Here is a 12,942-nt window from a genome sequence, read left to right as displayed (position 1 = left end):
ACCTAACCTAAACTAATCCATCAAATACATTACAATGAAAAAGTTCATCACGCTTTTACTACTTTTAGTAGTAGGGCATTCATTTGCTCAAATAAAAGTAGAAGGGGTCGTTAAAGATAGTATCGGCAATCCGCTGGAACTCGCCAACGTCATTGCCATCAATCAAGAGACCAAAGCTTTAGAGTCTTACGGAATTACCAACGATCAGGGCCAATATAAATTGGCGCTTACAAAAAACACTACTTACTTGGTTCAGGTGAGTTATATCGGCATGAAAACCGTTGATGAAGTTTTGGCCGTAAAAGAGTCTGATCTTACCAAAAATTTCACCATGCAGGAAGATAATACTCTGGACGAGATTCAACTTACCTATGAAATGCCCGTAACCATAAAAGGGGACACCTTGACTTATAACGCCGATTCTTTTAATAAAGGCACAGAAAGAAAGCTTGAGGACGTCCTTAAAAATTTGCCAGGAGTTGAAATTAATGCCGATGGACAAATTGAAGTTGAAGGCAAAGTCGTCAATAAATTAATGGTAAACGGAAAGGATTTCTTTGATGGTGATTCAAAATTGGCTACTAAAAACATTCCATCAAGTGCTGTAGATAAAATACAGGTTTTGCGAAATTATTCCGAAGTTGGTCAATTAAGTGGTGTGCAAAACAATCAAGACAATGTCGCCATCAATATTAAATTGAAAGAAGGCAAGGAGAATTTTTGGTTTGGTGATGTGACTGCAGGAGGTGGTGTTGCGCCATCGCCAAATGATGAGTTGTATTTGGTGCAGCCCAAGCTGTTCTATTACAGTCCAAAATACAGTATTAACGTTATTGGCGACATCAATAATATAGGTGAAGTTGCACTTACCGGTCGTGATATTAGAAATTTTGGAGGCGGTTTTAGAAGTCCAAGTAACAGTAGTGGAACACGGATCAATCTTGGCGATAACAGTTTAGGGGGGTTGACCAATCTTGGAAATGCGCAAACCATAGAATCGAAATTAGGAGCCCTCAACTTCAGTTATGCTCCCAATAAAGCCTTGGATATTAGTGGATTTGCAATATATAATAGCAATAGATTGAAAACCCGACAAGAAAGCTTTGTACGCTATACAGATTCAGATTTGGGAATTCCAGACGAAGAAAAAGTAGAGACTGGTCGTGAAGCAACAAATCAAGGTTTGGCTAAGTTCAGTGCACGTTACAAGCCCAATGTCAATAATCAGTTGGACTATGATATCTTAGGCCGAATTTCGAGCGACTCTGAAGTCAATAATGTATTTTCATCGGTAGTTGGAAATACCGATCAACTTGATGAGGCTAAGCCTTTTAGTATCCATCAAAATGTGAATTATTACTACACATTAAACGAAACCAATATCTTTGCATTTGAAGCTCAGCATCTACTCAAGGACGAAGACCCGTTTTACAATGCGCTTTTGGTAAATGATCCCACCAACAACGATGCTCCTCCAAATGAAAGAGATGCTTTTGACAACACTGCGGAAAGTTTAGGGTTAAACAGAGATCAATTTGGATATAATCTGAATCAAGAACGACGTATTAAGTCCAACCAGCTCGATGCCAAGCTGGACTATTATAATATTTTGAATGCTACCAGCAATATCAATTTCACTTTGGGAGCCATTTTGAGCAATCAAAAATTCAATTCCAATATTTTTCAATTTTTGGACGATGGGTCCTATTTTGATCCTACTGCAAATTTAACCGATATTGAAGGAAATCTTCTCCGCAATGAAAATGACACAGAATACAATTTTAGTGATATCTATTTGGGAGTGCATTACAGGTTAAAATCCGGAAAATTTACATTTACACCTGGTTTCTCGCTTCATGCCTATGGCAATAAAAACATCCAATTTGGCAAAACTTACGAAGATAATTTCTTTAGGGTATTACCCGATTTTGAAACTTTGATTCAATTTAAAAGAAGTGAAAGCCTAACCTTTCGTTATAGTATGCAAAATTCTTTTACAGACGTTACGCGGTTAGCTCAAGGTCTGGTTTTAAATAACTATAACAGTATTCAATACGGTGAGCCAGAATTACAGAATGCGCTATCGCACAATTTGAGTTTGCGTTACTTTAGCTTTAACTTGTTTAATTACACCAATATTTTTGCATTTCTTAACTACAATAAAAATATAGACCAAATTAGATCACTGACTAATTTTGATAATGTGATTAGAACAAGCACCTACTTTAATTCAAACTTTGCAGATGAAAGTGTCTCTGCATCTGGTCGAATACAGCGTACTTATGGCAAGTTGAGAGCGAGCATGGGTGTGAATTATAACTACAGTAAAAGCAATCAGTTTATACAGGACCGAAGATCTGTAAATGAAAGTTTTTCTCAAAGTTACACACCAGAATTAAGGACCAATTTTAAGAAAGCTCCAAATGTGTCTTTGAGATATCAATACAGAGTGAGTAATAATAATCAAGGAACAAACAGCACCAAGTTTATAACCAATGCACCATCCATTGAATTTGATGCTTATATATGGAATGCCTTTACCGCAAGAACCGATTATTCCTATACCAAGCAAAGCAGTGATGTTGGTCCGTCCGATTCGTACCAAACATGGAACGCAAGTCTGGCCTATAGAAAAGATAAGGATGCCAAATGGGAATATGAATTAAAAGCCTCTAATTTATTGAATATAGATTCTAATATTAATAACGGCTCCAATAATATTTCGGTTTACAGTTCAGAGACCTTTATTCTGCCCCGATTTGTGACCTTTAGAGTTATTTACTCACTTTAAAAATATTTAAAATCTTGAATAATAATCGTATTTTCATACACTTAAATTTACATTATAAAACAAACTAAACATGAAGAAAATTTTATTTGGGGCATTCCTAATGTGCTCAATGTCTATTGTTACTGCACAAGAGAAAAATGCAGTTATTGAAAACATCATAAAAGAAGCCAATGAGAACTCACAATTGGAGGTGTTGGGGCATGAATTAATGGATGTTATTGGCCCGCGTTTGGTTGGGACACCACAAATGAAGCAAGCGCATGATTGGGCTGTGGATACCTATAAAAAATGGGGGATTCCAGCGGAAAACCAACAGTACGGCGAATGGAAGGCATGGGAGCGAGGCATTACTCATATTGATATGATCTCACCACGTGTTCAAAGCTTGGCCGGTACACAATTGGCTTGGAGTCCTAGTACAGGTCCAAAAGGAGTCACTGCCGAAGTGGTTACACTACCTACGGTAAAAGATTCTATGGATTTCCAAAATTGGCTGAAAAATGCCAAGGGCAAATTCGTCATGGTTTCTGAATACCAAATTACTGGAAGGCCTGACTATAACTGGGAAGAATTTGCCACACCAGAATCTTTTGAGAAAATGAAAAGAGAGCGTGATTCTTTATCCAAAGAATTTTATGCCAATATTCGACGTACCGGATACACCACTCGCAACATTCATGAAGCTTTGGAGAAGGCAGGAGCGGTAGGGATTGTTTCTTCATATTGGTCAAAAGGGTTTGGTGCCAATAAAATATTTGCATCAAGAACCAAAAAAATTCCAACTGTGGATATACAATTGGAAGACTATGGTATGTTGTATCGTTTAGTGGAATATGGTAATAAACCAAAGATAAAAATCGTTGCCGAATCTAAAGATTTAGGAGTGGCACCAACGTTTAATACGATCGCTCAAATAAAAGGAAGTGAAAAACCAGACGAGTATGTTGTTCTATCAGCACATTTTGATTCTTGGGATGGTGGTACAGGAGCCACTGACAACGGCACTGGAACTTTGGTAATGATGGAAGCCATGCGTTTATTGAAAAAGTTTTACCCAAACCCTAAGCGTACCATTTTGGTAGGCCATTGGGGCAGTGAAGAGCAAGGTTTGAATGGGTCGCGTGCTTTTGTTGAAGACCATCCAGAAATGATGGATAAGATCCAAGCCGTGTTCAACCAAGATAACGGTACCGGACGTGTGGTTAATTTATCAGGTGCAGGATATTTGCATGCTTATGATTATTTGACGCGTTGGTTAAATGCAGTTCCGAAAGATATTACTAAACATATTAAAACGGATTTCCCTGGCTCACCAAGTGGAGGTGGTTCTGATAATGCCTCTTTTATAGCTGTTGGAGCACCCTCATTTAACTTGAGTTCTTTAAATTGGTCATATTGGAATTATACATGGCACACTAACTTGGACACCTATGATAAAATTGTTTTTGACGATGTAAGAAGCAACGCCATCTTGACTGCAATTTTAGCCTATATGGCAAGTGAAGATGAGACAAAAGTGTCAAGTGAAAAAATCATATTGCCGGTCAGCGAACGTACTGGTAGACAAATGGAATGGCCAACTCAGCGTTCTCCAGAACGTAGAGGTGGGTTGGATTAATTTAAGCCTGTATAAAAAAACAAAAAACCTTCAACAGCAACGTTGAAGGTTTTTTTATGCTTTATAAAGTCTTGATTCCCTGCCTGCCGGCAGGCAGGTTAATTCTTAAAGCGAAGCGGTCTTAATTTTAATTAATTTCAAATGCTTCTTTCACCTTATCCACATAATCCAATTTCTCCCAAGTAAACAGCTCTACATCAAGCGTTATTTTTGTTCCGTTGAATTGCTCAAAGGTTTTGGAAACCGTTTCATTAACTCTACCCATATGGCCATAAGCTGCGGTTTCACTGTACATTGGTTGGCGAAGTTTTAAACGCTCTTCAATGGCCGCGGGACGTAAATCGAAAATCTCAAATATCTTTTCTGCAATTTCGCCGTCGGTCAAGTTGAAAGGGCAAGTGCCATAGGTGTTGACATAAATTGATGTTGGTTCTACTACGCCAATAGCATAACTTACCTGAACCAGGATTTCCTCACAAAGACCTGCAGCAACTAAATTTTTGGCAATATGACGCGTCGCGTAAGCAGCACTCCTATCCACCTTACTTGGGTCCTTTCCACTAAATGCGCCACCGCCATGACCACCTTTTCCACCGTAAGTATCCACAATGATTTTACGTCCTGTTAGTCCTGTATCCCCATGAGGTCCACCGATAACAAATTTTCCTGTAGGATTGATGTGGTAAGTAATATCATCACTAAACAGTACCTGAATATGCTCAGGAAGTCCTGCCTTAACTCTCGGAATTAAGATGCTGATAATATCTTTTCTGATCTTCTCCAACATTTCAGTTTCAGCAGCATCGATATCGGCTTTTGAATTTGATTTTGGTTTTATAAAATCGTCGTGTTGGGTAGAAACTACAATGGCATCAATGCGTTGTGGGATGTTGTCATCGCTATATTCAATGGTAACTTGACTTTTGGAATCTGGTCGTAAATAAGTGATATCCTTATTTTCTCTGCGTAATGCCGCCAATTCAATCATCAGTCGATGCGAAAGATCGAGGGCCAATGGCATATAATTTTCGGTTTCGCTGGTGGCATAACCAAACATCATCCCCTGATCTCCTGCTCCTTGCTCTTCTTTAGTGGCTCTATCAACTCCTCTGTTGATGTCTTCAGATTGCTCATGGATTGCTGAAAATACCCCGCAGGAATTGCCATCAAACATATAAGCGCTTTTAGTGTAGCCAATTTTATTGATGGTGTCCCGTGCTATTTTTTGCACGTCCAAATAGGTTTGTGATTTCACTTCGCCAGCCAAAACAACCTGTCCCGTTGTGACCAGGGTTTCGCAAGCAACTTTTGAGTCCTTGTCAAAGGCTAAAAAATTGTCTATTAAAGCATCACTAATTTGATCCGCTACTTTATCTGGGTGACCTTCAGATACGCTCTCTGAAGTAAATAAGTACGCCATAACCTTTTGTGTATTATATGTTTACGGAAGATTTGACGTGTCGTGTCGAAGGTAGTTTGCACTGCCTTTAGCATTTTTATCCCACATCGATTATGGGACTCGTCCTCGGAGTTTCCGATTCAGAAGAGGTTGCAATCAGTCAAATCTTTCCTCTTTATTATTAAGTGGCAAAAGTAAAAAAATTAAATGGATGGCAAATAGTTTTAATTTCTTTTGAGCTAAAATTAACGTTTTATAAAAAGATTCAAAATAATTGTCTATGATAAATACCCAATGAATATAGGGGGTTAGGTTTTATTTTATAAACAAAAAAACATAGGCAATTAAAAAAAAATTCAATTATAATTTGGAATTGTAACATTTGTGTTGCAATATTTGTGCTCACAAAGTTCAAATAACTTATTGAAGTGTTATCAAGAAAGGCGGAGGGATTAGACCCGGTGAAGCCTTAGCAACCCTTTAGGAATGGAGAAGGTGCTAAATTCTACTTAATTACTGATTCATTTATCAGGTAATTGGATAGATAACTAAACGTAATTACTCATCTGTAATTATAATTTTCTTTTTAACATTTTTCTATTAGGTTCGTCAGTGATGACGCAATTGGCTTTTGTTTTAATTCATTTATTAACTCAAAAAATTTAGAAAAATGAGTACACAAAAATTTGCAACCCAAGCGTTGCACGCAGGACACGATGTTCAATCCAATGGAGGTACCAGAGCCGTACCAATTTATCAATCTACAGCATTTGTTTTTAAAGATTCTGATCACGCCGCAAATTTATTTGCATTGGCAGAACCAGGAAACATTTACACCCGAATCAATAATCCAACCAATGACATTTTAGAGCAGCGGTTAGCGGCACTTGATGGTGGTATCGCGGCAGTTGTAACCTCTTCAGGCATGGCAGCAATTGCCACATCGTTGCTCACGCTTTTGAGAACGGGAGACCATATTGTGGCTTCAAGTAGTTTGTACGGAGGTACTTATAATTTGTTGAATGTGACCTTGCCAAGACATGGAATCACCACCACATTTGTTGATCCTTCAGATCCTGACAACTTTGATAAGGCAGTAAAAGAAAATACACGTGTGATTTTTATCGAATCCTTAGGAAATCCGAAATTGGATGTGTTGGATATCAAGGCCATTTCCAAAGTAGCCAAAGCTAATAAAGTACCTTTGTTTGTTGATAATACAGTGGCCACTTCGTATTTGGTAAAACCAATTGAACACGGGGCTGATATTGTCATCCATTCCTTGACGAAATATGTCAACGGAAATGGAACGGCCATTGGTGGAGCCATTGTTGACGCTGGGAAATTTGACTGGGCCAATGGGAAATTTCCTGAGTTTACGGAGCCATCTCCGGGTTATCATGGATTGGTCTATACCGACGTTTTGAAAAATGCTTCGTTTATAGCGAAAGTACGTATTGAAGGACTTCGCGATTATGGTTCTGCATTGAGCCCGTTTAATGCCTTTCAAATTATTCAAGGTTTGGAAACTTTGGAATTGCGTATCAAACAACACAGTAAAAATGCCTTGGAACTGGCCAAATGGTTGCAAGAACAAGAAGAAGTGACTTGGGTAAATTATCCAGGCTTGGACAGCAGTCCTTATAAAAAATTAGCCGATCAATATCTTCCTGAAGGTAAAAGCGGACTAGTGACTTTCGGTGTTGTTGGCGGTTACGAAGCTGCAAAGATTATTGCGGACAAAACCGAGTTGTTCTCATTGTTGGCAAATATTGGCGATAGCAAATCGCTTATCATCCATCCTGCAAGTACCACGCACCAGCAATTATCTGATGAAGCCCAAGAAACAACAGGTACAACCAAGGACTTAATCCGTTTGTCAGTTGGCTTGGAGCATATTGATGATTTAAAAGCCGATTTAAAACAGGCATTTAAAGTCGTGAGTGAGACACTTTTACATAATTCATCCAACTAATCCAGACCAAAATTATGAGCGATTTAATATTTAGTGTGCAGGGCGAAAGTGCCTCTGCAGCAAAGTTTGTTGCCAAAACTAGGCAGTTCAAGTTGATTGTGGACGAGCCTGAGGGTTTGGGTGGAACGGATGAAAATGCCAACCCGGTTGAATATATTTTAGCGGGTTTAGCAGGATGTTTAAACGTAGTTGGGCATTTGGTAGCGAAAGAATTAGGCTTTACAATTACGAAGTTAAACATAGAGGTGACCGGAAATATCAACGCCAATAAATTGTTCGGACTTCCTGGTGATGACAGGGCAGGTTTTAAAAAAATAGATTTAAAGCTGGTCCCAGAAACAGATGCGTCAATTGAGACCTTGGCCGAATGGTTAAGAATAGTTCAAGAGCGCTGCCCGGTAAAAGACAATTTAACCAATAGCACTCCTGTAAACGTGAGTGTTGAAAAACAATATGAAGTTCAATAAATGTCACAATTAAATTTCATACAAATTCAAGATTTTGAATTGGAGAGTGGTAAGGCAATTTCTTTAAAATTGTCTTACCAACTTTTTGGTCAAGCTTTAGGAAGCGCGCCAATTGTACTGGTTAATCACGCATTAACCGGCAATAGCAATGTTGCAGGTGAAGGAGGTTGGTGGTTGGATTTAATTGGGCCTGATAAAGTAATTGACACTAATGCTTATACTATTTTATCTTTTAATATTCCGGGGAATGGCTACGATGGTTTTGTGATCGAAAACTACAAAGATTTTGTAGCAAGAGATATTGCCCGTTTATTTTTGGAAGGATTGAGAGCATTAAAAATCCAAAAACTTTTTGCTTTGATAGGTGGTTCGTTGGGTGGTGGAATTGCTTGGGAAATGGCGTTTTTAGCACCAGAATTGGCCGAGCATTTAATTCCGGTAGCAACCGATTGGAAATCAACCGATTGGCTCATTGCCAATTGCCAGATCCAAGAGCAGTTTTTGGTCAATTCAAGTAATCCCGTACACGATGCCAGAATGCATGCCATGTTGTGTTACAGAACACCTAAATCTTTTAAAGAACGTTTTCAACGCAGCAAAAATGACGATTTAAAAATCTTTAATGTGGAGAGTTGGCTGTTGCACCATGGTAAAAAATTACAGGAACGCTTTCAATTATCTGCCTATAAATTAATGAATCAATTGCTAAAAACAATTGATGTGACAAAGAACAACGGGGATAGCGCCGATATTCTAAATGCCATCAATTCAAATATCACCATCATTGGGGTGGATTCCGATCTGTTTTTTACAGCTGAAGAAAATCGTGAAACTCAAAAACAATTGGCATTGACCCATCCAAATGTGACTTACAGTGAAATTAATTCAGACCATGGCCACGATGCCTTTTTAATAGAATTTGAACAATTGGAAAAAATTATTGAACCTATTTTCAGACCTCATACCGCACATAAAAAGATGAAAATATTAAAATTCGGGGGAAAATCATTAGCAAATGGTGAAGGGCTAAAACGTACCATCGCCATCATAAAGAAAAAAGTACAAGATCATGAGAGAATTGCGGTTGTCGTTTCCGCACGTGGTAAGGCAACTGATGAGTTGGAAAGTATTTTAACCAAAGCATCTCGAAGAAAAGATTTTCAGGAAGAATTTGAAGCCTTCAAAACTTATCAATCAGGGCCGTCTTCGCGTGTCGATTTCACTGCAGAGTTTTCAGCTTTGGAAAACATATTTCAGGGGGTCAAGCTTTTAGGTGACTACAGTGAAAAAATAAAAGCTGAGGTTTTAGCTGCTGGCGAAGTTATTTCGGCCAAATTGATTACCGCTTTATTGAAAGAAGAAGGGATCAATGCAAATGCAACCTTTGCCACAAAGCTGATTAAAACTGAAGGTGATTTTCTTAATTCACAGCCCCTTCAAAAGCAATCTCGCGAAAATGTTTTGGCACATTTTAAACAATTTGGTGGAACAACCGTCAATATTGTGACTGGATTTATAGGCTCTAACCTTAATAATGAAATTACCTTACTTGGACGCAACGGCAGTAATTATTCGGCGTCATTATTGGCCAATTACTTAGATGCTGAAGAACTACAAAATTATACACACGTCAACGGAATTTATACGGCTAACCCTGAGTTGGTTGAGGATGCCCAAAAAATAAGAGAACTGTCGTTTGCAGAAGCTAATGAACTCGCCAATTTTGGAACTACGGTTTTACACGCCAAAACCATTATTCCATTATTGGAAAAAAACATCAAACTTCGGATTTTAAATACCTTTAATCCTGAAGATGAAGGCACTTTAATTTCAGCAAAGGCCAATACCAAGGAAGTGACTTCTTTATCTGTATTGGATAATGTGGCCTTGATCAACTTTGAAGGTCGAGGCTTGTTAGGAAAGGTTGGAATTGATGCCAGAATTTTTAAAGCCTTAAGCCAGCATAATATCAGTGTGAGTATTATTTCACAAGGTTCTTCTGAGCGTGGCATTGGCTTGGTGATTGATGCCGAAAAGGCAACCCAAGCGGTTATAGCATTGGAGCGTGAGTTTGAAAACGACTTTTATTCGCAAGATGTGAGTAAAATTGCAGTGATTGATGACGTCTCGGTAATTTCAATTATTGGTATTGAATTGGGCTCGTTTCATAAGCCGTTTAATGCCTTGATTAAAAACCAGATCACACCGTTGTTGTTCAACAACACCGTTACGGGTAAGAACGTGAGTTTGGTAGTCAGAAAAAATCAATTGCATAAAGCTGTTAATGTAATCCACGGCGAAGTCTTTGGAATTTCTAAAAAAATCAATATTGCTATTTTCGGACACGGAGGTGTGGGTGGTGCTTTGATCAATCAAATTCTAAAATCAAAGAATGATATTGAAAACCGAAGAGGGATCAGCTTGAATGTTTTCGCGATTGCCAATTCTAAACAAGTGCTGCTGAACAAAAAGGGAGCTGACGATAATTGGAAGAATGATTTAGAACAGACTTCAAAAGGATATACCGTTCAGGATATTATTGATTTCGCAAAAAGTCATCACCTAGAGAATTTAATTGCTGTGGATAACACCTCAAGTTCTGTATTTTACAAAAATTATATCCCATTGGTAGAGGCTGGATTTGATCTGGTATCTTCCAATAAAATAGCCAATACGATTTCTCACGATTTCTATTCAAAACTCAGAAGCAATTTAGATAACAATAAGAAAAATTACCTGTACGAGACTACGGTTGGCGCTGGTTTACCATTGATAGATACAATTAATCTATTACATGAATCTGGTGAAAATATCACAAGAATTAGAGGTGTGTTTTCAGGTACTTTAAGTTACTTGTTCAATAATTTTTCAGTACAGGATAAACCGTTCAGTACGATTATACAAGAGACCATTGATAAAGGTTTTACCGAACCAGATCCGCGTGAGGATTTCTCAGGAAATGACGTGGCAAGGAAACTATTGATCTTGGCAAGAGAACTCGATTTGCAGAATGAATTTGAGGATATTTCTGTTGAAAATCTTATTCCGGAAGACTATCGAGAGATTCCAACTTCAGAGTTTCTGAAGCAATTGGAGGTTTTGGATGACAAATTCCAAGCCATAAAAGACCAACAAAAAGAAGGTCATGTGCTGCGCTATGTAGGCGATTTGTCGGGCGATTTATCTAAAGACAAAGGGAATTTGGAAGTTAAACTGGTATCCATTCCATTGGATAGCACTTTAGGCCATATCAAAGGTTCCGATGCCATTTTTGAGATTTTCACAGAATCTTATGGCGAGCAACCCATTGTCATTCAAGGTGCGGGGGCAGGAGCGGAGGTGACGGCAAGAGGTGTTTTTGGAGATATCTTAAGATTGTCAAAACATATTAATTAGAAAAGAATGTTTCGCAGACCTTTTCAGACCTGTCAGGTTTTTAAAACCTGACAGGTCTTTAAGGCTACACCAACCGAAAAAACATTCGTGAATTCGTGGCTAAAAAAAACCAGAACATGAGCAGCAACAAATTTGAAACCGACGCTATCAGAACCCAAATGGAGCGTTCAGAATTTTTGGAACATTCCACCCCCTTGCATTTAACGTCAAGCTTCATTTTTGAAGATGCTGAAGATATGCGAGCTTCTTTTGCTGAGGAAAAACAACGTAATATATACAGCCGATTCACGAATCCGAACACTTCTGAGTTTATAGATAAAATGTGCAAACTGGAAGGAGCCGAAAGCGGATATGCCTTTGCTACTGGAATGGCAGCCGTGTTTTCAACCTTTGCGGCTTTGTTGAATGCAGGCGATCATATTGTGTCGGCACGTAGTATCTTTGGTTCTACCAACACGTTATTTACAAAGTTTTTCCCGAAGTGGAATATAGAAACCAGTTACTTCAAAATTGATGAGGTTGATCAAATTGAAAGTCTAATTCAGCCTAACACCAAGATTTTGTATTTGGAAAGTCCCACGAATCCGGCAGTAGATATTTTGGATTTGGAACTTTTGGGACAGATTGCCAAAAAGCACCATCTGATTTATATTGTTGATAATTGTTTTGCGACGCCGTATTTACAAAATCCCATAAAATTTGGCGCTGATTTGGTGATCCATTCGGCTACAAAATTGATTGATGGTCAAGGTCGGGTTCTTGGTGGGGCAACCGTGGGAAGAGCTGATTTAATTCGGGAAATCTATTTATTTTCAAGAAATACCGGACCCGCATTATCTCCGTTTAACGCCTGGATTCTTTCAAAAAGTTTGGAGACTTTGGGGGTCAGAGTTGATAGACACTGTGATAATGCACTCAAAGTTGCGGAGTTTTTAGAATCGCATGAGAAGGTGGCTTTGGTGAAATATCCTTTTTTGAAATCCCATCCCCAGTATGAATTGGCCAAAAACCAAATGAAGCAAGGAGGGAATGTCGTTGCTTTTGAGGTTAAGGGAGGAATAGAAGCTGGACGTCAATTTTTAAACCATTTAAAAATGCTATCACTATCCGCAAATTTAGGCGATACACGTTCCATTGCTACGCATCCTGCAAGTACAACCCATAGCAAGTTGAGCGAGTCAGAGCGCCTTGAAACAGGTATTTCTGATGGATTGGTCCGTATATCAGTGGGATTGGAACATGGAGATGATATTATTGCGGATTTGAAACAAGCGTTAGAATATGTATAAAAAAAGT

The 12,942-nt window shown here is 38.5% G+C and carries 7 protein-coding genes and 1 riboswitch; of the genes, 6 read left to right on the top strand and 1 reads right to left on the bottom strand.

The genetic code is table 11. The annotated features are described in order from the left end of the window. Positions 1-34 precede the first annotated feature (34 nt). Together G6N06_RS13760 and G6N06_RS13755 are read left to right on the top strand one after the other, a co-directional pair. Entirely contained in the window at positions 35-2,791 is a 2,757-nt protein-coding gene (locus G6N06_RS13760) for a TonB-dependent receptor (RefSeq protein ID WP_163517345.1), read from the top strand. Between the two features lie 70 nt (positions 2,792-2,861). Next, positions 2,862-4,409, top strand: a complete 1,548-nt coding sequence (locus G6N06_RS13755) for a M20/M25/M40 family metallo-hydrolase (RefSeq protein ID WP_163517344.1) — start codon at positions 2,862-2,864, stop codon at positions 4,407-4,409. A gap of 127 nt (positions 4,410-4,536) precedes the next feature. On the opposite strand, the gene metK is transcribed toward G6N06_RS13755, so the two are convergent. Beyond that, positions 4,537-5,829 carry a methionine adenosyltransferase gene (metK, locus tag G6N06_RS13750; protein WP_163517342.1) on the bottom strand — a complete coding sequence of 431 codons (1,293 nt, stop codon included), beginning with the start codon at positions 5,827-5,829 and terminating at the stop codon, positions 4,537-4,539. A 407-nt stretch (positions 5,830-6,236) separates the two neighbouring features. After that, positions 6,237-6,359, top strand: a riboswitch (SAM riboswitch). Between the two features lie 119 nt (positions 6,360-6,478). On the opposite strand from metK, the gene G6N06_RS13745 reads away from it, so the two are divergent. The 4 genes from G6N06_RS13745 (at position 6,479) to G6N06_RS13730 (ending at position 12,935) form a co-directional block, all read left to right on the top strand. Beyond that, positions 6,479-7,783 (top strand): O-acetylhomoserine aminocarboxypropyltransferase/cysteine synthase family protein, encoded by a 1,305-nt coding sequence (locus G6N06_RS13745; protein WP_163517341.1) that lies wholly within the window; start codon positions 6,479-6,481, stop codon positions 7,781-7,783. 14 nt (positions 7,784-7,797) lie between these two features. After that, positions 7,798-8,250 carry an OsmC family protein gene (locus G6N06_RS13740; protein ID WP_163517339.1) on the top strand — a complete coding sequence of 151 codons (453 nt, stop codon included), beginning with the start codon at positions 7,798-7,800 and terminating at the stop codon, positions 8,248-8,250. Beyond that, positions 8,251-11,646 carry a bifunctional aspartate kinase/homoserine dehydrogenase I gene (thrA, locus tag G6N06_RS13735; protein WP_163517338.1) on the top strand — a complete coding sequence of 1,132 codons (3,396 nt, stop codon included), beginning with the start codon at positions 8,251-8,253 and terminating at the stop codon, positions 11,644-11,646. Positions 11,647-11,762: 116 nt separating this feature from the next. Continuing rightward, positions 11,763-12,935 (top strand): trans-sulfuration enzyme family protein, encoded by a 1,173-nt coding sequence (locus G6N06_RS13730; protein ID WP_163517337.1) that lies wholly within the window; start codon positions 11,763-11,765, stop codon positions 12,933-12,935. Positions 12,936-12,942: the final 7 nt, after the last annotated feature.

This window comes from Gelidibacter japonicus (genome assembly GCF_010725055.1).
Classification (GTDB): Bacteria; Bacteroidota; Bacteroidia; order Flavobacteriales; family Flavobacteriaceae; genus Gelidibacter; species Gelidibacter japonicus.
Note: the sequence above shows the minus strand (reverse complement) of the source record. Positions and strands in the feature narration are given on the sequence as shown.

Bases quoted from the DNA above. Each gene is read 5' to 3' on its own strand.
- G6N06_RS13760 (WP_163517345.1), top strand. From the start codon at position 35: ATGAAAAAGTTCATCACGCTTTTACTACTTTTAGTAGTAGGGCATTCA.
- G6N06_RS13755 (WP_163517344.1), top strand. From the start codon at position 2,862: ATGAAGAAAATTTTATTTGGGGCATTCCTAATGTGCTCAATGTCTATT.
- metK (WP_163517342.1), bottom strand. From the start codon at position 5,829: ATGGCGTACTTATTTACTTCAGAGAGCGTATCTGAAGGTCACCCAGAT.
- G6N06_RS13745 (WP_163517341.1), top strand. From the start codon at position 6,479: ATGAGTACACAAAAATTTGCAACCCAAGCGTTGCACGCAGGACACGAT.
- G6N06_RS13740 (WP_163517339.1), top strand. From the start codon at position 7,798: ATGAGCGATTTAATATTTAGTGTGCAGGGCGAAAGTGCCTCTGCAGCA.
- thrA (WP_163517338.1), top strand. From the start codon at position 8,251: ATGTCACAATTAAATTTCATACAAATTCAAGATTTTGAATTGGAGAGT.
- G6N06_RS13730 (WP_163517337.1), top strand. From the start codon at position 11,763: ATGAGCAGCAACAAATTTGAAACCGACGCTATCAGAACCCAAATGGAG.